The organism is Glycomyces tritici, assembly GCF_030403505.1.
The window spans coordinates 150,828-170,959 of record NZ_JAUEMJ010000001.1 but is presented as its reverse complement, the minus strand read 5'-3'; the positions used below and the strand labels follow the sequence as shown (position 1 = coordinate 170,959).

Annotated in this window: 19 protein-coding genes; 9 read left to right on the top strand and 10 right to left on the bottom strand. The window is 71.0% G+C overall.

Going from position 1 to position 20,132, the window contains the following annotated elements:
• Positions 1 to 40 precede the first annotated feature (40 nt).
• Positions 41 to 2,278: a hypothetical protein gene (locus QWI33_RS00755; protein WP_289953909.1), complete on the top strand. Its 2,238-nt coding sequence runs from the start codon at positions 41 to 43 to the stop codon at positions 2,276 to 2,278.
• A gap of 72 nt (positions 2,279 to 2,350) precedes the next feature.
• On the opposite strand, the gene QWI33_RS00750 is transcribed toward QWI33_RS00755, so the two are convergent.
• Both QWI33_RS00750 and QWI33_RS00745 read right to left on the bottom strand, forming a co-directional pair.
• Positions 2,351 to 3,388, bottom strand: a complete 1,038-nt coding sequence (locus QWI33_RS00750) for an ABC transporter substrate-binding protein (RefSeq protein WP_289953906.1) — start codon at positions 3,386 to 3,388, stop codon at positions 2,351 to 2,353.
• A gap of 159 nt (positions 3,389 to 3,547) precedes the next feature.
• Positions 3,548 to 4,585: an ABC transporter substrate-binding protein gene (locus QWI33_RS00745; protein ID WP_289953904.1), complete on the bottom strand. Its 1,038-nt coding sequence runs from the start codon at positions 4,583 to 4,585 to the stop codon at positions 3,548 to 3,550.
• 96 nt (positions 4,586 to 4,681) lie between these two features.
• Here QWI33_RS00745 and QWI33_RS00740 point away from each other — a divergent pair, with 96 nt between their 5' ends.
• From QWI33_RS00740 to QWI33_RS00730, 3 genes are read left to right on the top strand one after another with little or no spacing between them, the layout of a single operon-like run.
• Complete coding sequence (locus tag QWI33_RS00740; RefSeq protein ID WP_289953903.1) at positions 4,682 to 5,749, top strand: FecCD family ABC transporter permease; 1,068 nt, start codon at positions 4,682 to 4,684, stop codon at positions 5,747 to 5,749.
• Positions 5,746 to 6,792, top strand: coding sequence for a FecCD family ABC transporter permease (locus tag QWI33_RS00735; RefSeq protein WP_289953900.1), 1,047 nt, complete (start codon positions 5,746 to 5,748; stop codon positions 6,790 to 6,792). The genes QWI33_RS00740 and QWI33_RS00735 overlap by 4 nt, the downstream gene beginning before the upstream one ends.
• Positions 6,789 to 7,586: an ABC transporter ATP-binding protein gene (locus QWI33_RS00730; RefSeq protein WP_289953899.1), complete on the top strand. Its 798-nt coding sequence runs from the start codon at positions 6,789 to 6,791 to the stop codon at positions 7,584 to 7,586. Before QWI33_RS00735 ends, QWI33_RS00730 begins: the two co-directional genes overlap by 4 nt.
• On the opposite strand, the gene QWI33_RS00725 is transcribed toward QWI33_RS00730, so the two are convergent.
• The 3 genes from QWI33_RS00725 to QWI33_RS00715 form a co-directional block, all read right to left on the bottom strand.
• Entirely contained in the window at positions 7,552 to 8,709 is a 1,158-nt protein-coding gene (locus tag QWI33_RS00725) for a low temperature requirement protein A (RefSeq protein ID WP_289953897.1), read from the bottom strand. The genes QWI33_RS00730 and QWI33_RS00725 overlap by 35 nt on opposite strands.
• A 120-nt stretch (positions 8,710 to 8,829) precedes the next feature.
• The gene (locus QWI33_RS00720; protein ID WP_289953894.1) at positions 8,830 to 10,227 is read right to left on the bottom strand and encodes a sensor histidine kinase; all 1,398 of its coding nucleotides are present in this window, start codon (positions 10,225 to 10,227) and stop codon (positions 8,830 to 8,832) included.
• Positions 10,228 to 10,233: 6 nt separating this feature from the next.
• Complete coding sequence (locus QWI33_RS00715; RefSeq protein WP_289953892.1) at positions 10,234 to 10,911, bottom strand: response regulator transcription factor; 678 nt, start codon at positions 10,909 to 10,911, stop codon at positions 10,234 to 10,236.
• 355 nt (positions 10,912 to 11,266) lie between these two features.
• Between QWI33_RS00715 and QWI33_RS00710 the strand changes: the two genes are divergently transcribed.
• Positions 11,267 to 12,085: an SDR family oxidoreductase gene (locus tag QWI33_RS00710; protein WP_289953890.1), complete on the top strand. Its 819-nt coding sequence runs from the start codon at positions 11,267 to 11,269 to the stop codon at positions 12,083 to 12,085.
• Here QWI33_RS00710 and QWI33_RS00705 read toward each other — a convergent pair.
• From QWI33_RS00705 to QWI33_RS00695, 3 genes are all read right to left on the bottom strand, one after another.
• Positions 12,082 to 12,537 (bottom strand): hypothetical protein, encoded by a 456-nt coding sequence (locus QWI33_RS00705; RefSeq protein ID WP_289953888.1) that lies wholly within the window; start codon positions 12,535 to 12,537, stop codon positions 12,082 to 12,084. The two genes, QWI33_RS00710 and QWI33_RS00705, sit on opposite strands and share 4 nt — an antisense overlap.
• Positions 12,538 to 13,328: 791 nt before the next feature.
• On the bottom strand, positions 13,329 to 14,339 hold the full coding sequence (locus QWI33_RS00700; RefSeq protein WP_289953886.1) for an S-adenosylmethionine:tRNA ribosyltransferase-isomerase: 1,011 nt from the start codon (positions 14,337 to 14,339) through the stop codon (positions 13,329 to 13,331).
• Positions 14,336 to 15,091, bottom strand: coding sequence for an SDR family oxidoreductase (locus tag QWI33_RS00695; protein ID WP_289953885.1), 756 nt, complete (start codon positions 15,089 to 15,091; stop codon positions 14,336 to 14,338). Before QWI33_RS00695 ends, QWI33_RS00700 begins: the two co-directional genes overlap by 4 nt.
• A 123-nt stretch (positions 15,092 to 15,214) precedes the next feature.
• Between QWI33_RS00695 and QWI33_RS00690 the strand changes: the two genes are divergently transcribed.
• Entirely contained in the window at positions 15,215 to 16,378 is a 1,164-nt protein-coding gene (locus tag QWI33_RS00690; RefSeq protein WP_289953884.1) for a GAF domain-containing sensor histidine kinase, read from the top strand.
• A complete protein-coding gene (locus QWI33_RS00685) occupies positions 16,371 to 16,991 on the top strand; it encodes a response regulator (RefSeq protein ID WP_289953882.1) in 621 nt (206 codons plus the stop codon). The genes QWI33_RS00690 and QWI33_RS00685 overlap by 8 nt, the downstream gene beginning before the upstream one ends.
• A gap of 531 nt (positions 16,992 to 17,522) precedes the next feature.
• Here QWI33_RS00685 and QWI33_RS00680 read toward each other — a convergent pair.
• Positions 17,523 to 18,353, bottom strand: a complete 831-nt coding sequence (locus tag QWI33_RS00680) for an aldo/keto reductase (protein WP_289953880.1) — start codon at positions 18,351 to 18,353, stop codon at positions 17,523 to 17,525.
• Positions 18,354 to 18,468: 115 nt separating this feature from the next.
• Here QWI33_RS00680 and QWI33_RS00675 point away from each other — a divergent pair, with 115 nt between their 5' ends.
• Complete coding sequence (locus QWI33_RS00675; protein WP_289953878.1) at positions 18,469 to 18,933, top strand: hypothetical protein; 465 nt, start codon at positions 18,469 to 18,471, stop codon at positions 18,931 to 18,933.
• Positions 18,930 to 19,229 carry a winged helix-turn-helix domain-containing protein gene (locus QWI33_RS00670; protein WP_289953876.1) on the top strand — a complete coding sequence of 100 codons (300 nt, stop codon included), beginning with the start codon at positions 18,930 to 18,932 and terminating at the stop codon, positions 19,227 to 19,229. Before QWI33_RS00675 ends, QWI33_RS00670 begins: the two co-directional genes overlap by 4 nt.
• Before the next feature lie 54 nt (positions 19,230 to 19,283).
• Here the strand turns inward: QWI33_RS00670 and QWI33_RS00665 are convergent, their stop codons facing one another.
• Positions 19,284 to 20,129 (bottom strand): aldo/keto reductase, encoded by an 846-nt coding sequence (locus QWI33_RS00665; protein ID WP_289953875.1) that lies wholly within the window; start codon positions 20,127 to 20,129, stop codon positions 19,284 to 19,286.
• Between the last annotated feature and the right edge of the window lie 3 nt (positions 20,130 to 20,132).

Here is a 20,132-nt window from a genome sequence, read left to right as displayed (position 1 = left end):
TTCGCGCCGAGGTCCCGTTCGACAGCATTGGAGCATTCCTGTGCGTTCCCTCAGACGGCGAGCCCGGCTCGCGGCGGCGGCCGCAGGCGCGGTCCTCGTCGGCGCCTCCGGTTTCCTCTTCGCCTCCTCCGCCTCCGCGCAGATCGACATCGTGCACATCGGCGAGGTCCAGGGCTCGATCGCCGACGGCGACACCGACTTCACCTCGCCCCTGGCCGGCCAGACCGTGTACGTGCAGGGCGTGGTCACCCAGAAGACCCTGGAGACCACCGGCAACAAGGGCTTCTTCCTGCAGGAGAAGGCGGACGCGACCGACGGCGACCCGCTCTCCTCCGACGGGATCTTCGTCTTCAACAACAAGTTCGACACGGTCCGCACCCTCAACGGCTCGCCCGCGCAGGCCGAGCTGGGCGCGAACTGGAACGTGCAGGTGGGCGACGAGATCGTCGTGCGCGCCGTCGTGGGCAACTACTTCGGGAACGTCCAGTTCAGCGGCGGCTCCACCTTCGTCTACGACGTGGTCGAGTCGGGCCTGGACCCCCTGGCGGCGGTCGAGCAGGTCGTGGTCGACCCGCCGAACGACGCGAAGGCCTCCACCGAGTACTTCCGCCGCCACCTCGGCATGCAGCTCACGGTCCCCGCCGACTCGGTCGTGACGGCCGGGCGCGACGTGTACTCCAGCGGCGGCGAGGTCTGGGCGATGCGCGGCGACAGCGAAGCGGCCCAGCAGGAGGGCTTCGCCTCCCGCGCCTACCGCGACGCGCACCCGCTCGACACGGTCGAAGGCAGTTTCGACGACGGCAACGGCTACCTGTTCGTCATGGGCGACATGGGCATCCGCGCCACCGAGGGCACGAACGAGACGATCATCGCCCCGGCCAAGACCTACGACGTCATCACCGAGGCCAACACCGGCGGCGTGTACCTCTCGTTCGCGAAGTACGGCATCCAGGTCGCGAACGACCTCGCGCTCGAAGGCGGCCTCGAGCCGGCCGAGAACGAGCCGGTCGAGCCCGCGGGCCGCAACGAGGCCACGATCGCCTCGTACAACATCGAGAACCTCTACGACTTCCGCGACAACCCGAACTCCGGCTGCGACTTCACCGGGAACGGCGGCTGCACCGACGCCGAGGACCCCGAGGGCAACGTCAAGCCGCCGTTCAACTACGTCCCGGCCTCCTATGAGGAGTACGAGGCGCAGCTGCTGCGCCAGGCCGGCCAGATCATGGACGACCTGCACAGCCCCGCGATCCTGATGACCCAGGAGGGCGAGGCCCAGGACGTCTGCTCGGTCAACCCCGAGTGGACGAAACGCTCCGACCTCGGCGCCGACCGCCTCGTGTGCGACCTGGTGAACGCCGGTGACGCCAACACCGGCGGCGACGGCGCCCCGGACTCGATCCAGGAGCTCGCGCTCGTCATCGCCGAGAACGGCGGCCCCGCCTACACGGCCGCGGGCGACCTCGACTCGGCCGACACCCGCGGCATCATGACCGGCTTCCTCTACCAGCCCAAGCTGGCCGGGCTCTCGAAGGTGAAGAGCTGGGACCCGGTCTTCGGCGCGGAGCCGGCGATCGAGTACCCGACCGAGGCCGACGCGATCAACGCCGACGTGCAGAACCCGAAGGCCCTCAACGCGGCGCTGCCGCAAGCGGTCGTCGACCAGTGCACGAACTCGGGCGTCTACGCCTGCAACGGCTTCGACGTCTACAGCCGCCCGGCGCAGGTCGCGAAGTTCCACCTCAAGGACAAGTGGGGCTTCAAGGCCTCGGAGATCTACCTGATCAACAACCACTTCTCCTCGAGCCCGAACACGCGCGTGCTGCACCGCACCGAGCAGGCGAACTACCTGGCCGCCATCAGCTCGGCGATCCTCGACCACGACCGCAAGGCGAAGGTCCTGGCCGGCGGCGACCTCAACGTCTTCCCGCGCCCGGACGACCCGTTCGCCGAGGGCCAGGTGATCGCGGGCGACTGGGTCGGCCCGTCCGACCAGCTCGCGGGCCTCTACGAGGACTCCGGCCTCTCGAGCATGTACGACTACATGGTCGAGGAGCACCCTGAGGCGGCCTACTCCTACACGTACATGGGGCAGACGCAGACCCTTGACCAGATGTTCGTCTCGCCGAGGCTCTTGCGCGAGGTCGAGTCCGCGGTGTCCGCGCACATCAACGCGGACTACCCGGCCGACGCCTACGAGTTCGGCGAGGAGCCCGCTTACGGGAACTACGGCGTCTCCGACCACGACCCGTCGGTGATCACGATCGACATCCGGTAGTACCGGAGCACGGCGAAGGGGCGGGTCCGCATGACCCGCCCCTTCTCAGTACGCACGCTTCAGCAATGCGCCTCAGACGAGCTTCTTCGCGTTCTGGATCGCGGTGGCCAGCGCCTCGATGGAGGCGGCGGCGAGGCCGTAGGCGTACATCGGCTCGGCCTCCCAGCCCACGATCTGTCCTTCCTGGACGGCCGGGAGGGCGGTCCAGGTCGGGAACTCGGTGAGCGCGTCGGGCTGGAGGGCCTGCACGCGGTTGTCGAGCAGCAGCACGTCGGCCTGGTACTTGTCGGCGTTCTCCCACGAGAGCAGTTCGTAGTAGTTGCCGGTGGCCTCGTCCAGCGCGTCGGGCACGATCAGGTCGACGCCGAGCTCGACGAAGAAGCGCAGGTCGTTGCCGGTGGCCGGGTTCGAGGCGTAGAAGGTCTCGGCGGCGGCCGAGCACGCGAGGACCTTGACCGGGTTCGCCTGGACGGCGGCCTTCAGGGCCTCCACGGCGGCGTCGTACCGCTCCTTGTTGGCGGCGTTGGCCTCCGAGTCGAGGTCGGCGCCGAGGGACTCGGCGAGCTCGGCGTGGCGGGCGATGATCTGGTCTTGCGTGTTCGCGCCGTCGTCCACGTTGAGCGCGGTGACGTCGGCCAGGCTCGTGATCTCGTCGTGGCTCTCCTCCGGCACGTACCAGAGGGTCGCGGGGTCGTAGTAGAAGTGCGTCATGAGCACTTCGGGCCCGTAGGCGGCGAAGGCCTCGACGTCGAACTCGCCGTAGACGTTGCCGAAGACCTCGAGGTCGGCCACGGGGAGGTTCCCGGCCTGGGTGGTGGGGGAGCCGTCCTCATTGGTGGTGGGGCCGAAGACGGCCGGGACCTCGACGCCGAAGTCGTACAGCGCGGCGGCCATGCCGGTGAACGCGACGATCTTGGCGGGGGTCCGGTCGAGCTTCACGGTGGCGGGCTGGTCGTCCGTGAACTCCCAGGGCTGCGATTCGGCAGCGTCGTCCCCGGATTCGTCGTCGCCCGCGCCGCAGGCGGCGAGCACGCCGGTGAGCCCGAGGGCGCCGCCGCCCGCGAGCAGGCCGCGGCGGCCGAACTTGACGCTGTCGGCATCGAAAGCCATGTGTTTCTCCTTCTTGAAAGGGGTTTGCGGGCCGGACTGCGAACGGCTCGCGGACGCAGCCCGGCCGATCTGAGGTTAGGCTAACCTCACTGGATTCGGTCGCGCTGCAGTGGGGCCCTCACGTGGCGTCAGCCACTGGCCCCGCGGCTAGCCCGATGCTCACGCGAGGGGCTGTGCGGCGCTGAGGCCTTCGGTGATCCGTTCCAGCTCAACGGCACCGCCGATGTGCGAGTAGACGGGCTCGCCGTTCCAGCCGTACACCTGCCCGGCCTGCACCGCCGGGAGCGCCGCCCAGGTCGGGTAGTCCGCGAGCAGCTGCTCGGCGGTGATGTTCCCGGTGCGGATGTCGAGGAAGATCGCGTCGGCCTCGTACTTGTCGATGTTCTCCCAGGACAGGAGCTCCCAGTAGCCGTTCTGGTCGGGCTTCTCGGGCACGACGAAGTCGACGCCGAGCTCCACGCACTTGGCGAGCACGTTGAACGTGGGCGGGTTCGCGATGTACAGCCCGTCGGGCCACGCACCGACCGCCACGGCCTTGAGCGGCTTGTCGGCGACCGCCGCGGCCACACCGCCGGCGGCGCTGCCGAACCGCTCCACGCCCGCCGCGTTCTCCTCCGACGCGAGGTCCGCGCCGAGCGCTTGCGCAAGGGCCGCATGGCGGTCGATGATCTCGTCGATGGTGGGCTTGGAGACCTCGATGCCGATGCCCGGCGCGAGCGCCTGGACCTCCTCAAGGCGCTCTTCAGGCACGAACCAGAGGTCGAAGCCCTCGTAGTAGTGGGAGACGACGAGTTCGGGGTTCAGCTGCGCGAACTTCTCGACGTCGAACTCGCCCCACGCGTTGCCGAGGATCTCGAGGCCCTCGACGGGCATGCGCCCGGCCTGGATGTCCGGGGAGCCGTCGGCGAGCGTCGTCGGACCGAACACCGCCGCGACCTCCACGCCGTAGTCGTACAGGGCCGCAGCGAGACCGGTGAACGCGACGACCTTCGTGGGCACGGCCTCCAGCTCGACCTCGGTCTGGTCCCGCTCGTCCAGGAAGCTGAACGACCCCGACGCGCCGCCCCCCGCGGCCGGCTCCTCGTCGGAACCGCAGGCCGCGAGGAGTGACACGGCACCGAGGCCGCCGCCGGCGGCGAAGAGGCCGCGGCGGGTGAGTCCGGCGGGGACGAGCACGGGGCGGGCGCGGAGTGGCACGGAAAACTCCTTCAGAGGGAGAGCGAGGATGGCAGGGGTATCGGGGTTAGGTTAGCCTAAACAAAACCGCAGCCACTATCCCTCCGGAGACCGCACTTGTCAACCGCCCAAAGCGCCAGGGAGCAGGCCCCGGAGCTCGATGCGACACGGGCCGGGGGCGGCACCCCGCCCCCCTCGCGCACCGGCCGAAGGGTCCTCGGACTCCTGGCGCTCGTCGCCCTCCTGGCCGCCCTCGCGGTCGTCAGCGTCGCCGTCGGCTCCCGCGCGATGGACCTCGGCCAGGTCTGGGACGGCCTCACCGACCCGGGCTCCGAGTCCTACCCCGTGGTCACCGAACTGCGCCTGCCCCGCACCGTGCTCGGCCTCGCCGCCGGTGCCGCCCTCGGCCTCGCCGGCGCGCTCATGCAGGCCATGACCCGCAACCCCCTCGCCGACCCCGGCCTCCTCGGCGTCAACACCGGCGCGGCCGCCGCCGTCGTCACCGCCTCCTTCTTCTTCGGCTCCTTCGGCTTCGGCCAGACCATCGTCTTCGCGTTCATCGGCGCGGCGGCCGCTTCGGTGGCCGTCTACCTCATCGCCGGCGCCGCCGGTGCGACCCCCGCGCGCCTCGCGCTGGCCGGCGCCGCGGTGACCGCCGCCGGGTACGCGTACGTCTCGGCGGTCCAGCTCATGGACGCGGCCACCCTCGACCAGATGCGGTTCTGGTCGGTCGGGTCGCTCGTGAACGCGCACGTCGCGCCGATGCTGCCGGTCGTGATGCTCATCGGCATCGCCGCCGCGGGAGGGGTGCTCCTCGCCCGGCCCCTCAACGCCCTCGCCCTCGGGGACGCGACCGCGACCGGCCTCGGCGTCGACCCGCGCGTGCTCCGCGTCGCCGGCATCCTCGCGATCACGGTCCTCGCGGGCACCGCGACGGCCGTCTGCGGCCCCATCGTCTTCGTCGGCCTCGTCGTCCCGCACATGGTCCGGGCCTTCACCGGGCCGGACCAGAACTGGGTCCTCCCGTACTCGATGCTCACGGGCGCGGCGTTCCTCATGGCAGCGGACATCCTCGGCCGCATCGTCGCCCGCCCCGCCGAGGTGCAGGTCGGCATCGTCTGCGCCGTCGCGGGCGGCCCGTTCTTCCTCTACCTGGTCAGCCGCAGAAAGGTGGCCCGGCTGTGAGCTCCCTGACCTCCGGATCGACGGTCCTGCGGGTCGGCGCGGCCTCGATCCGCCTGCGCCACCGCACGATCGCCGCGATCCTCGGCACCCTCGCCGTCCTCGCCGCCGTCAGCCTGTGGTCGGCCGCGACCGGCTCGACCGCGCTCGGCCTCGACCGGACCTGGGCCGCACTGCTCGACGAGGGCACCAAAGGCGACGAGTTCATCCTCTGGGACCTGCGCCTCCCGCGGCTCGCCACCGGCCTCGCCGTGGGCGCGTGCATGGGCCTCTCCGGCGCGCTCTTCCAGAACCTCACCCGGAACCCCTTGGGCAGCCCCGACATCCTCGGCCTGACCCAGGGCGCGACCACCGGGGCGCTCATCGCGATCATCCTCACCGACGCCACCCTCGAGCTCACCGCCGGATTCGCGGCGCTCGGCGCGCTCGCGACCGGCCTGGTGATCTGGTCGCTCACGCGCGGCGGCGACTCCTCGGGGTACCGGCTCGTGCTGGTGGGCATCGGGGTCGCGGCGATCCTCGCGGGCGTCAACGGCTACCTGCTCACCCGCACGACCATCGTGGACGCCTTCCGGGCGGTCTACTGGCTCACCGGCGACCTCTCGGGCCGCAACTGGGAGCAGGCCGCCGTCGTCGCCGTCGTCCTGTTCGCGGGCGCGGTGAACGTGGTCCTCCTGTCGCGCGGCCTCGACGCCCTGCGCCTCGGCGAGGCGAGCGCGACCGGGCTCGGCGTGCGCGTCACCGGGACCCGTGTCGCCGCGCTCGTCACCGCCTCGGTCCTCATCGCGGGGGCCGTGGCCGTCGCCGGGCCGCTCGCGTTCGTCGCACTGGCCGCGCCGCACATCGCGGCCCGCCTCACCGGCTCCACCAGGAGCTTCATGCTCTCCGCGATCGTCGGCGCCCTCATCGTCACCGGTGCGGACATGATCGCCGTCGCCGGCCTCGGCGACCGCCAACTGCCCACAGGGGTCGTCACCGGCGTGGTCGGCGGCGTCTACCTGATCTGGCTGCTCATCGCTCAACGCAAGAAGGGGGTCATGTCGTGACCGCAGGTCCGCTCGTCGTCGAGGACGCCACCATCGGCTACGGCCGCGTCGCCATCAGCGAAGGCCTCAGTGTGAACATCCCCGAGGGGGAGTTCACCGTCATCCTGGGCCCCAACGCGTGCGGCAAGTCCACGCTCCTCAAAGCCCTGGCGCGCATGCTGAAACCCTCCGCCGGGCGGGTCCTGCTGGACGGCAAGGACATCCACTCCCAGCCCACCCGCGCGGTCGCGCGCCGCCTCGGCCTGCTCCCGCAGTCGCCGATCGCACCCGACGGCATCACGGTCGCCGACCTCGTCGCCCGCGGGCGCTACCCCCACCAGGGCATCCTGAAGCAGTGGTCGGCGGAGGACGAGCACGTGGTCGCCGAGGCCATGGCCGCCACCGACATCAGCGAACTCGCCTCCCGCGGCGTGGACGAGCTCTCGGGCGGCCAGCGCCAGCGCGTGTGGATCGCCATGGTGCTCGCCCAGCAGACGCCGCTGCTGCTGCTGGACGAGCCGACGACGTTCCTCGACATCACGCACCAGATCGAGGTCCTCGACCTGTGCGCGAAGCTCCACCGCGAGGGCCGCACCCTCGTCGCGGTCCTCCACGACCTCAACCAGGCCGCCCGCTACGCGACGCACCTCATCGCGATGCGCGGGGGCGAGGTGGTGGCCGAGGGCGCCCCGGCCGACATCGTGACCGCCGAGACGGTCAAGCAGGTCTTCGACCTTCCCTGCCGGATCATCGACGACCCCGAGACCGGGACGCCGCTGGTCATTCCGAAGGCGCTGGACTCAGTGCCGATCTAGTCGTCCGCCGCTCGATCTCGAGCCCTGCGACCAGGACGATCACCACGGCGCCCAACTGGAGTGCCGTGTTGACGAGGCCGAGCGGGGCGATCAGGAGGACCGCGGCGGCGAGGGCCACGCGCTCCCAGGGCCTGGGCAGCGGCATCGAGAACCGCAGTCCGGCCGTGCCGAGCAGGAACATCGCCACGCCGCCGGAGAGCAGCAGTGCGGCGGTGAGGCCGAGCGGTTCGGTGGCGTGGCCGACCGCCTTCTTCAGGCCCGCGGCGGTGACCAGGATGCCGACGAGCACCGGGATGAACGCGTACGACAGGCCGGCCAGGACCTTCCGCACCCGCTTCACCGCATCCGTCGTGGAGGTGAGCACGTGCTCGGTCGCGGGGAGGTCGCGCACGAACAGCGACCACCACATGCACGCCCCGATCGCGAGTCCGAGGACCGCGGCGACGAGCAGGTCCGCGTCGATCGGCAGGCCGGCCGCGCCGATCCCGATGGCCACCACCGACTCGCCGAGGGCGACGATCACGACGAGGCCGTGCCGCTCGGTGATGTGCGCGGGGTGGAGGCGGAGGCCGCGCTGGCCGTGCCAGATCGGCACCGACCACACGATGGCCGAGGCCAGGCCCCAGCACACGTAGCGCCACAGGCCTTCGGGGCCGATCTCGGCGGCGAAGACGGCCGCGACCGCGGCGAGGTTGGCGGCGAACACGGCCCCGAAGGCGCGGGCGGCCTGCAGGTACATCAGGCCGTGGACGAGCACGACGATGAGCAGGCCGACGGCGATCCAGATGCCGCCGCCGCCGTGGAAGGCGGCCGGGATGGTCAAGGCGATGACGAGCCATCCGGCCATGGCGATCAGCAGGAGGATGCGGCGGGCGGGCCGCTCGGGCGGGATCACGTTGGTGAGCCAGGAGTACCCGGCGTACATCCACCACAGGAAGCCGAACATGAGCACGGTCTGGAGCAGGCCGATGAGCGGGTCGTGGGCGATGATCGCGGTGAACTGGGCGACGGTGAAGACGAAGATGAGGTCGAAGAACAGCTCCAGTGTGGAGACCGGGAGGTCGTCCTCGTCGGGCACGGGGTTGATGCGTTCGACGAACCAGGAGGGAAGGATGCGGGTCACGACCACCGAGCGTAGCAGTCGGACGGGAGCGCCCCGGTCTTCCGTCCGGCCTGCTGGAACCCCTTGGCGCCCTTGCCGAAGGCACCGTCGAAAGCGCTCTTGAACAGGGTGCCGGGCCCGCTATTCGAGGCGTGCGATCGGCAGCCGCACCTCGATCGAGGTGCCTTCGCCGGGCTCGCTGTCGAGGCGGATCTCGCCGCCGTGCGAGGCCACGATGGACGACACGATGGAGAGCCCGAGCCCGGAGCCGCCGGTGGCGCGCGAGCGCGACGGGTCGGCCCGGTAGAACCGGTCGAAGACCTTCTGGCGGTGCTTGGCGGGGATGCCGGGCCCGTGGTCGGCGACGCGCAGGACCGCCCAGCCGTCGTGCTCGGCGACCGAGACGTCGATGGCGGTGCCGCTGGGGGTGTGGACGCGGGCGTTGGTCAGGAGGTTCACCAGCACCTGCCGCAGCTGGCCCTCGTTCGCGACGACCGTGAGCTGCCGGCTCGCGGTGAGGCTGATCGGGTGCGTGGAGTCGGCGACCTCGGCGTCGTCCACGGCGTCCTGCGCGAGCTGGGCGAGTTCGACCAGCTCGCGGTCGCCGCCCACCTCCTCGTCGAGGCGGGAGAGGACCATGAGGTCGTCCACGAGCTTCGCGAGGCGCGCGTTCTCACTGCCGATGCGGCTCATGGCCCGGTCGAGCTTCTCGCCCGGCGGGGTGGCCCCGGATTCGTAGAGCTGGACGTAGCCGCCGATCGCGGTGAGCGGGGTGCGCAGCTCGTGTCCGGCGTCGGCGACGAACTGGCGCAGGCGCTCGTGCTGGCGGTCGCGCTGCGTGATGGCGTCGGTGAGGCGCGAGACCATCCGGTTGAGCGCCAAGGACAGCCGGCCCATCTCGGTGCGCGGGTCGGCGGCGGTGATGCGGTGGTCGAGGTTCCCGGAGGCGACGTGCTCGGCGTCGGCCACCATGTGGTCGACCACGCGCAGGCCGCGCCGGGTGACGCCCCAGGCGATGAGGATGCCGAGCGCGCCGACGATGAAGCCGGTGACGAGGACGGTCCGGGTCAGGGTCGAGACGGTGGCCTCGACGCTGGAGGTCGGGATGGCGAAGACGATCGTGTAGGTCCCCGAGACGCCCTTGATGGCGACCTCGCCGGTGGACACGGCCCGGTAGGTCGTGGCCCCGCCTTCGCTGTCGACGGTGAAGCTGTCCTTGGTGTGCGGTGGCCCTTCGATGTCGGGCAGTGAGTACGGGTCGTCCGCGAACCCGGCGGACCGGGCCTCGACGAGCCGGCCGCTGTCGTCGAAGATCATGATCGCGACTTCGCTGTAGGGCATCTCGCCGGCGGTGTCGCCGTCGGCGGCATCGGGGCTGGAGAGGCTGAAGGTGCCCTGCTCGACCAGGCCGTGCAGTTTCCAGTCGAGCTGGTCGGTCAAGTGGCTCGAGACGGTCTGGACGGTGACGAAGCCGATGATGCTCACCGCGACGATGAGGAGGACCGCCATGGCCGCGGCGATCTTGGTCCTGATGGCCATGTCGGGCTATGCCTGCGGCGGGCGCAGCATGTAGCCGACCCCGCGGACGGTGTGGATGAGGCGCGGGCCGAGCTTGTCGAGCTTGCGGCGCAGGTAGAACACATAGGTCTCGGCGAGGCTCGACTCGGTCTCGAAGTCGTAGCCCCAGACCTGGCGCAGCAGCTCCGATTTGGACACCACGCGGCCGGTGTTGGCCGCGAGGTAGCGCAGGAGCCGGAACTCGGTGGGGGAGAGGTCGATCGTCTTGCCGTCGCGGGTCACCTGGTGGGCCGAGAGGTCGAGGATGAGGTCGGCGACGGCGACCGTGTCACCGCCGCGCGTGGAGGGCGACTCCTTGCCGATGGTGCGGCGCAGGACCGCCGAGACGCGCAGGGACAGCTCCTCGAGCCGGAACGGCTTCATCAGGTAGTCGTCGCCGCCGGAGCCGAAGCCGTCCCGCAGGTCGCTGGGGGCGGTGCGGGCGGTGAGGAAGATGATCGGGGTCTCGTCGCCGGAGGCGCGCATCCGGTCGGCCACGCCGAAGCCGTCGAGGCCGGGCATGTTCACGTCGAGGATGACCAGGTCGGGGCGCACCTTCTCGAGCGAGGCGAGCGCCTCGGTGCCCGAGCGGGCGGCGGTGACGTCGTACCCCTGGAAGGACAGGGCTTCGACCAGCAGGTCGGCCAGGCTCTCCTCGTCATCCACTACGAGGAGTCGCGCCGGGGACCCGTCGCCCCTGAGCGGCACCGCAGGCGGTGTAGCCCCGGCTGGCCCGCTGGTCGAAGTCATCCACCGCTCCTCAGTACTCGTGTCGGACCGCGGTCGGTTGTCCGCACACCCGAATCGTTCGGCCAGCTTATTGCACCCTCTGCGGGGTCGAAAGGGTTCGGAGGCGTTTCCAGGGGAGTTCTGGACGCGCTCTCAGCTGGCGTTCAGCATTGGATCGGAGTGTCGTGTCGAGCGGCCTTCCGCCAGAAGTTACTGACTAGTAGTATTCGGGTGACACCGAACACTTGGAGGCAGAGCAATGGAGCCAGCCATCACAGCGCCAGCTGAGAGCATGTCGAACCTGAGCGGGCGCGCCGCGTTCGTCACCGGCGCCAGCCGCGGCATCGGCGCGGCCATCGCCGTCGCGCTCGGCGCGGCCGGGGTCAAAGTGGCGCTCTTCGCCAAGACCGGCGAGCCCCACCCGAAACTCCCCGGGACCCTCTACGAGACCGCGAAGCTCATCGAGGACGCCGGCGGGCACGCCCTCCCGATCGTGGGCGACCTGCGCGACGCCGAATCCGTGGGCGAGGCCGTCGACACCGCCGCCGCGGCGTTCGGCGGACTCGACATCTGCGTCAACAACGCCTCCGCGCTCGACCTCACCGGCATCGGCGAACTCAGCCTGAAGAAGTTCGACCTCATCACGGGCGTCAACATGCGCGGCACCTTCGCGACCATCAGCGCCGCCCTCCCGTACCTGCGCGGCTCCGACCACGCCCACCTGCTCACGATCAGCCCCCCGCTGAACACCGACCCCAAGTGGTTCGCGGGCGGGCCCTACACGGCCACCAAGTACGGCATGACGATCATGACCCTCGGCGCGTCCGAGACCGAACCGGGCGTCGCCGCGAACTGCCTGTGGCCCAAGACGACCATCGCCACCGCCGCCGTCGCGTTCGCCCTCGGCGGCCAGCCGATGCTCGACCGCAGCCGCAAGCCCGAGATCGTGGCCGACGCGGCGCTGGCCGTCCTCGCGAAGGACCCGAAGGACTACACCGGGAACGCCGTCATGGTGGAGGACGTGCTCGCCGCCGAAGGCGTCACGGACCTCTCCGGCTACGCGGTCGTACCGGGCCAGGAGGACTTCCAGCCCGACATCTACGTCGACTAGCGGGCCTGGCCCCGGTCCTCGTCGGTCATGAACTCCCGCGCGGTCTCCTGCTCCTTGCGAGCGGCCCTGACCTGCGCGGGAACCCCGGCGAGGACCACGATCGCCAGCGCCGCGAGCACGACCGCCGCGACGGCGGCGGGCACGACCCAGCCGGTCTGGCGCGTCTCGAACTCGCCGAGCTCGGCGCACGCGCCCTTGACGGCCTCGCCGTCCGGCCCGGTGGTCTCGCAGAGCGCGGTGGAGCTGACCTCCTCGCCGTCGTAGACGAGCGCCCGCTCCTCACCCGGCAGCGCCACGATGAACAGCACCACGGCGAGCGCCAACGTGACCAGCGCGCTGAAGACCGCGACCCCAGGGGAGTCCGGGATCAGCCGGCGCTTGCGCTTGGCGCCGCCCCCGAGCCCGAGGTCGGCCTCCGCGAATTCACGATCACGCCCGAAACGTTTTGCCACGCCCCGATGGTACTGCCGCGGTTCGGCGGCGGGCGCTGCTCGGCTCCCGTGCGATCGCGTCCGGCCTGCGGGTGGCGGAGGGTCGGTGTTCGAGCGGGCGGCGACGCGGGGGCGGGAGGCGGGCAGGGGCGGTTCGCGGGTGGCGGGTCGGTTCGCCTTGGGGCGTAGGCGAAGGACTTATCCGGGGCGCGAAACGTGAAGCCCTTCTCCCCGTGTGGATGTTGTCGCTGGTGCTGTCCTTGGGGACGATTGAGGTACGTACAGGGATACGGAATCCGTGTAGGTGAACGAGATGGTGGTAAGCAGACTACGACATAAGCCTCTGGCCATCTGCCTGCATTGCACGGACGTCGGGACCGGTGCCGGGGCCATGAGGACTTCCGGCGTCACCCGGCCACGGCCCTTGCGACACCACCTGGTGGACCGACCCGGTCGGGGAGGGGCCATCGGGATGCCACTGACCTCGTCACACCAGGCCGGCCTCACGGTATGCGGCTTGCGCTCGCCTGCCCGCAAGCGGCCACCATGCGATACCGGTGGCCGCTGCGAGCAGTCCGGCGGTGACGCCGAGGGCGGTGCGGGTGGCCGGCCGAGGGCCGCGCCGAGCTCGGCCAGTGAGAGGCGCGCCGAAACCCGGCCGGCTGGACCGCGGCGAGCGCCGCCGTCCCCGCGACCGCGAGGAGGTGGAGCGCGACGCTGATCTGGAGCATCCAGAACGCCGCCGAGAGGCAGGCCGACCACCGGAGCCGCACGTCGCGGCCACCGCTGCGCTGCTTACGGCCGGCTGCGCCTCAGGCGATCAGATGGACGTCGCCGAACTCGTGCCACAGGTAGCGGGCGTCGATCGCCGCAGCGTACGAGTCGCGCAGCAGGTCGGTGTCGACGATGGCCTCCAGCATCGAGAGGTGGGTCGAGCGCGGCTCGTGGAAGCCGGTGAGCAGGCCGTCGACGACCTCGACCGGGTGCGTGGGGGAGATGATCCGGTCCGTGTGGCCCGAGGCCGCGGCGACCTCGCCGTCGACCACCGCGCTCTCCAGCGCCCGCACCGCGGTCGTGCCGACCGCGATGACCCTGCCGCCGGACTCCTTGGCGGTGTTCACGTTCCGGGCCGTGTAGGCGCTCACCTCGAACCACTCCGGGTACGGGTCCTCGTCGCTCTCCAGCGAGGCCACCCCGGTGTGGAGGGTCACGGGCGCTATCCCGACGCCGGCCGAGACCAGGCGCGTGACGATCTCCGGCGTGAACGGCCTTGCCGCACTGGGCATCTCGGCCGATCCGGGCACCGTCGCGAATACCGTCTGGTAGGCGTCCAACGGCCGGTCGCGGTCCACGTACGAGTACCGGATCGGCTTGCCGAACCGCGCGAGGTAGTCGGGGACCGACTCGATCGCGGGCCGGGTCACCCACAGCCGCTTGCCGAACCGCCGCTCCAGGCGCAGCGGCACCTTGCCGGGCAGGTCCACGATCCCGCCGGGGACCTCGCCGAGGAACGGCCGGTCCCGGTCGCGCAGCTCGACCAGCCAGGAGCCGTCCGGCCGCGTGGAGGAGAAGTGGACGCGCAGGCCCTGGCGGGTCGGCACGGCCGCCGGAAGCGTCGCCGAGTTGTTGACCACGAGCAGGTCGCCGGGGCGCACCAGCGCCGGGAGGTCCTCGAAGTGGTGATGGCGGATGTCGCCGCGGGCCTTGTCCGACACCAGGAGCCGCACATCGGAGCGGGCCGTGCCGCGCGTCTCGGCGGGCTCGACGGCCTCCAGCGCGGCGTCCAGGGCGAACTCGAACGGGGAGGTCAACGTCGTACTCATGCCCTCGCCTCCTCATGGGTGTGCCGGTGCAGCTTGTCGAAGTCCCTGGCCGCGTACCGGCCGCTCTCGGGCGCCCGCCACTCGCAGGTGCACCAGCGGGCGCCCGCGAGCGCGTAGATCGCCGCGGCGGCCAGCGCGGGCGGATCCGCCTCGGCGGCGTCGGCCTCGCCCACCGCATCGGCGAGCATCGCGGTCGACATCTCGCCCGGGTCGATCGCCCAGACCGCGACGGCCGGCTCCTCGGCCGCGAGCACGTTCGACACCTGGTCGAGCGCGGCCTTCGTCGCCCCGTACGGGCCCCAGGTCGCATACGGCCCCGTCGCGGCGTCGGAGGAGATGTTCACGATCGCCCCGCCGCGCTCGCGCAGTGTCGGCAGCGCCAACTGCGCCAAGGCCATCGGGGCCCACACGTTCATCTCGAACAGGCGCGGCCACACGGTCAGGTCGGCCTCCGCGAGGAGCGGCAGCGGCACTTCACCGAGCGTCGACGCGTTGTTGACGAGCAGGTCGAGCCGGCCTCCGGCGAGCGCGACCAGCTCCCGCCGGTGCAGTTCGTCGGTCACGTCCCCGGCGAGGTAGCGGGCGTTGAGCCGCTCGGCGACGCGGGCCAGGCGCTCCTCGCCGCGGGCGGTCAGGATCAGGTTCCAGCCGGAGGCGGCGAGCCGTTCGGCCAGGGCTTCGCCGAGGCCCGCGGAGGCCCCGGTGACGATGGCGGTGCGGTCGTCGACTTGCGGCAGCGGTGCTTCACTCATGGCCCCACGCTATTTCCGGGGCCGGCGGGGCGCATCGGGCCGAGGTCGCGGTCGCGCCTGCGGCGCAGGTCCTAGGACCAGCGACCGAAGCCCGGACATTGCCCGGTGGACTAGATTGGCAGCGTGACCGCCTCCGAGAACGCCGATCCCGCTCAAGCGGCGACCGCCCTGCTGCACGAGGTGTCGGCGGCCGTCGGCGCGATCACCCGGCACCTGTCCGTGCACCAGGTGCTCGAGGTGATCGTCTCCTCGGCCCGCCGCCTCGTGGGCGCCGACTACGCCGCCATCGGCATCCCCGACGACGAGGGCGGATTCGCCGAGTTCATCACCGACGGCATCGGCGAGGAGCAGCGCCTCAAGATCGGCCCGCTCCCGCGCCAGCACGGGATGCTCGCCGCGATCCTCGCCGAGAGCGAGCCGATCCGCCTCGACGACCTGCGCCGCGACCCCCGCTTCCAGTGGTGGCCGAAGGCCCACCCGACCATGGCCGCGCTGCTCGGCGTCCCCATCCAGGACTGCGGGCAGACCCTCGGCATCGTCGTGCTCACCAACGACCTCGGGAGACCCGGCTTCAGCGAGTCCGACACCGACCTCATCGCACTGCTCGCCTCGCACGCGGCGATCGCGATCACCAACGCCCGCCTGTACGAGCGCAGCCGCGAACTCACCGTCGTCGAAGAGCGCAACCGCCTCGCCCGCGAACTCCACGACGCCGTCATGCAGCGCCTCTTCTCCCTGCGGCTCTCCGCCCGGGCCGCCCGCAAACTCGCCCCGACCGATCCCGAGGCCGCCGCGTGCCGCCTCGGCGAGGTCGAAGACCTCGCGGCCGAGGCCATCGCCGAGCTGCGCGCCGTCATCGTCGAGCTCCGGCCCGCCGACCTGGACGCGCACGGCCTCGTCGAGACGCTCCGGCGGCACGTCACGCTCCTGGACCGCCTGCACGACACCGAGGTCACCTTCGAAGTCCGCTCCCCAGTGGACCTCTCCCGGGACGGCGAGGTCGAAGTGCTCCGGCTCGTCCAGGAGGCCCTCAGCAACGCCTTCCGGCACGCCCGCGCCCGCCACGTCGCCGTCGCCGTCGAATCCGAGCGCATCACCATCACCGACGACGGCAGCGGCTTCGACGCCGCCGAAGCCGCCACCCGCGGACTCGGCCTCCTCTCCATGCGCGAGCGCGCCAAGGCACTCGGCGGCGACCTCGACCTCAAGACCGCCCCCGGCGAAGGCACCGTCGTCACCCTCGAACTCGAGGGCCCCACCGACACCGAAGCGGACGACCATGGCTGAGATCCGGCTCCTCCTCGTCGACGACCACCCCGTGGTCCGCCGCGGCCTGCGCGGCTACCTCGAACTCGAAGCCGACTTCACCGTCGTCGGCGAAGCGGGCGACGGCGAAGAGGCCCTGCGCGCCATCGAGGACACCCGCCCCGACGTGGTCCTCCTCGACCTCAAGATGCCCGGCCTCGACGGCCAGGGCGTGCTCGACCGCCTCGACCAGGACGGCCCGCGCGTCCTGGTCCTCACCTCGGCCACCGACGCCGAACACGTCCCGAACGCCATCGCCGCCGGCGCGGCCGGCTTCGTGTACAAGGACATCGACCCGGACGCGCTGGCGAGCGCCATCCGCACCGTCCACGCCGGCCAGCTGCTGCTCTCACCGGTCGCCATGCGCGGCTTGATGAGCGGCAACGGGAGCAGCCCGTCCGCGCCGGCCCTCACGCCGCGTGAGAGCCAGGTCCTGGGCTTGATCGCGAAGGGCCAGACCAACCGCCAGATCGCCCGCGCGCTCGGCGTCTCGGAGAAGACGGTGAAGACCCACGTCACGAACCTCCTGCGACGCATCGGGGCCGCCGACCGCACGCAGGCGGCATTGTGGGCGGTTCGACACGGTATCGGATGATTGACTGAGCGTGACCGCCTATTTGGGCGTCACCTCGGGTGATTCTTTAAGATCCCGTCGTGCCCCGAATACACAACGGAATCCTGCCTGCCCTACTCGGGCCGGGCGCGAGGCCTCGATCTGCGCACGGGTGAGCAGATCGATCCTGTTGCGGCGTACTACAGCCGGCTCGGATTCGGGACCGATGAATTCGACGGGTTCGACTTCGAAGACGTCGGTTTCGGTCGATCAGGCGACGGCCGGCTCGTCACCTGCAGGCGGAACATCGTGCAGTTCAGCCCGAGCGGCGACTTCGCCGAAGCGGCCAGCGGAGAACGGTTCGAAATCGCAGGCGCGGTGCCGCCGAGTACCTGGACAGTCGAGTTCTGACGCCCGGCTGGGGGCCGCTCGGGTCTGGGCCGTCCGGCTCGTCATCGCGGGCGTTGCGGTGGCGCTCGTGCTGGAAGGCCGGGCCGGTGCGGCCCGCGCGCGGCTCGAACGGCGAACGCCGTCGGCGGCACATCGAGGAGCCGCCGACGGCGTCTGGCTGCGCTAGTGCACTTCGAGCGGGTCGCCGCCTTGGCGGATGCCGGTGTCGAGGGCATCGATCTCGGCGAGGTCCTTGTCGGACAAGGAAAAGTCGAGGACCTCCCAGTTCTCGCGGATGCGCTCGGGCGTGACCGACTTGGGGATCACGACGTTGCCGCGCTGGAGGTTCCAGCGGAGCACGACCTGCGCGGGAGTGCGGCCGTGGGCTTCGGCGACGGCCCGCACCGCGGGCTCGTCGAACAGGCCGCCCGCGCGCAGGCCCAGCGGCCCCCAGGACTCGGTGACCACGCCGTGCGCCTCGTGCCAGGCGCGCAGTTCGGGCTGGCTGAAGTACGGGTGGAGCTCGACCTGGTTGATCTCGGGGGCGGTGCCGGTCTCGTCCTCGCAGCGGGCGAGGTGCTCGATGGTGAAGTTCGAGACGCCGGCCGAGCGGAGCAGGCCCTCCGAGCGGGCGTCGAGCAGCGCCCGCCAGGACTCGACGTACTTGCCGACCTGCGGGCGCGGCCAGTGGAGGAGGTACAGGTCGAGGTAGTCGGTGCCGAGCCGCTCGAGGGACTCCTCGAGGTTGCGGCGCACCTCGTCGTAGCCGTGCTCCCAGGTCTTGCTGGTGAGGAAGACGTCGCCGCGGGCGACGCCGGACTCCTTGATCGCCCGGCCGACGCCGGCCTCGTTCTGGTAGCCGACCGCGGTGTCGACGAGCCGGTAGCCGGTCTCGAGGGCGGTCGCGACGGCGGACTGCACGTCGGTGCCGTCGTCGATCCTGAAGGTGCCGTAGCCGTAGCGGGGGATCTCCGCGCCGCCGGACAAGGTGATCGTTGTGCTCAGTTCGCTCATGCGCGCGAGCCTACTCACTTGGCACGCGATTGCACAGCAGCGCAGCGCGAGAAACTTGCCGTTATGGAAAGTCCCGACTTGACGTGATGGAAAGTCCTGGGCTAGACTTTCCGACATGGAAAGTCAACTGAGCCCCCAAGAAGCCCGAGCCGCCCTCGCCGCCGTGGACGAGTCCCGCTCCGATATCGCCGACCGCCTCATCACCCCCTGGTGGTACCACCCCGTGCTCGGCGTCCTCATCGGCGGACTCATCGCCGTCGCGACGAGCGGCGTCTCGTTCCCCACCCTCATCGGCGTCCTCGCGGTCTACGCCGTGGGCGTCTACCTCCTGATGAGCGCCTACCGCCGCAAGACCGGCGTCTGGATGAACGGCTTCGGCGGCGGCCCCAGGGCCCGCCGCACCATGATGCTCCTGTTCGCCACCACCCTCGTGATCACGATCGCCGGCTCGATGTTCAGCATCGGCCTGGAGATCCGCTGGACCGCGCTGCTCACCGGCCTCGCGGTCGCCCTGACCATGACGTTCTGGGGCCGCCACTACGACAACGTGCTCCGGGCCGAACTCCGCGAGACCTCATGACCGAGCCGCAGTTCGACGAAATCATCCACGCGCCCAACCGGTTGCGGATCTGCTCGATGCTCTCGGCGACGAACGAGGTCGAGTTCGCCGCCCTGCGCGAAGCCCTCGGCGTCAGCGACTCCGTCCTCAGCAAGCAGCTCAAGGCACTGGAGGACGCCGGGTACCTCACCGTCAAGAAGTCCCCTCTGGACGGGCGCACCCGCACCTGGGCCGCCCTCACCCCCGCGGGCAAGGCCGCCTTCGACGGCCATGTGGCCGAACTCCGGCGGCTCGCGGCGGGCATCGCGATCGAATAGCACTCGAGACGCGGACGGGGCGGGTGGCCAGGCCACCCGCCCCGTCCGCGTCGTTCAGCGCTCGTTGCCGCCGGGGTCGATGCCCTGCCGTTCGCCGGTCTCCAACCCGTCGATCGCCGCCATCTCGTCCTCGGTGAGCGCGAAGCCGAACACGTCGAAGTTCTCGGCGATGCGGCTCGGCTTCGAGGACTTGGGGATCACGACGCAGCCGTGCTGCAGGTGCCAGCGGATCACGACCTGGCCCGGGGTCTTCCCGTGCGCCTCGGCCGCCGCCGCGACCGCCGGCTCGGCCAGCACCGAGCCGGTGCGCTGGCCCAGCGGGCCCCACGACTCGGTGGCGATGCCCCGTTCGGCCTGCCAGGCCCGCAGCTCGCGCTGGTTGAAGTACGGGTGCAGTTCGACCTGGTTCACCGAGGGGTACACGCCCGCGGCCTCATGGACGCGGTCGAGGTGCTCGGGCAGGAAGTTCGAGACGCCCGCCGAGCGGATAAGCCCCTCCTCCCTGGCCTTGAGCAGGGCCTCGAAGGTCTCGACGTACAGACCCTGTTTGGGGGAGGGCCAGTGGATCAGGTACAGGTCGAGGTAGTCGGTGCCGAGGCGCTCCAGCGAGGCTTCGAGCGCGGCGCGGGCGGCCGCGGCGCCGTGGTGGTCGTTCCAGACCTTCGTGGTGAGGAAGACCTCCTCGCGCGGGACGCCGGAGGCGGCGACCGCGCGGCCGACGCCGACCTCGTTGCCGTACATCTCGGCCGTGTCGATCAGGCGGTAGCCCGTGGCGAGCGCGGCCTCGACGGCCTGCTGGGCCTCGTCGTCGCCCACCTTGTAGGTGCCGTAGCCGATGCGGGGCATCGCGACGCCGTCGTTCAGTTCGACCTGGTCGGTCGGAGCGCTGGGATCTGTCATGCC

Coding starts and splice junctions, on each gene's coding strand:
- QWI33_RS00750 (WP_289953906.1), bottom strand. CDS start 3,388: ATGGCTTTCGATGCCGACAGCGTCAAGTTCGGCCGCCGCGGCCTGCTC.
- QWI33_RS00720 (WP_289953894.1), bottom strand. CDS start 10,227: ATGGCCATCAGGACCAAGATCGCCGCGGCCATGGCGGTCCTCCTCATC.
- QWI33_RS00710 (WP_289953890.1), top strand. CDS start 11,267: ATGTCGAACCTGAGCGGGCGCGCCGCGTTCGTCACCGGCGCCAGCCGC.
- QWI33_RS00700 (WP_289953886.1), bottom strand. CDS start 14,339: ATGAGTACGACGTTGACCTCCCCGTTCGAGTTCGCCCTGGACGCCGCG.
- QWI33_RS00695 (WP_289953885.1), bottom strand. CDS start 15,091: ATGAGTGAAGCACCGCTGCCGCAAGTCGACGACCGCACCGCCATCGTC.
- QWI33_RS00685 (WP_289953882.1), top strand. CDS start 16,371: ATGGCTGAGATCCGGCTCCTCCTCGTCGACGACCACCCCGTGGTCCGC.
- QWI33_RS00680 (WP_289953880.1), bottom strand. CDS start 18,353: ATGAGCGAACTGAGCACAACGATCACCTTGTCCGGCGGCGCGGAGATC.
- QWI33_RS00675 (WP_289953878.1), top strand. CDS start 18,469: ATGGAAAGTCAACTGAGCCCCCAAGAAGCCCGAGCCGCCCTCGCCGCC.
- QWI33_RS00670 (WP_289953876.1), top strand. CDS start 18,930: ATGACCGAGCCGCAGTTCGACGAAATCATCCACGCGCCCAACCGGTTG.
- QWI33_RS00665 (WP_289953875.1), bottom strand. CDS start 20,129: ATGACAGATCCCAGCGCTCCGACCGACCAGGTCGAACTGAACGACGGC.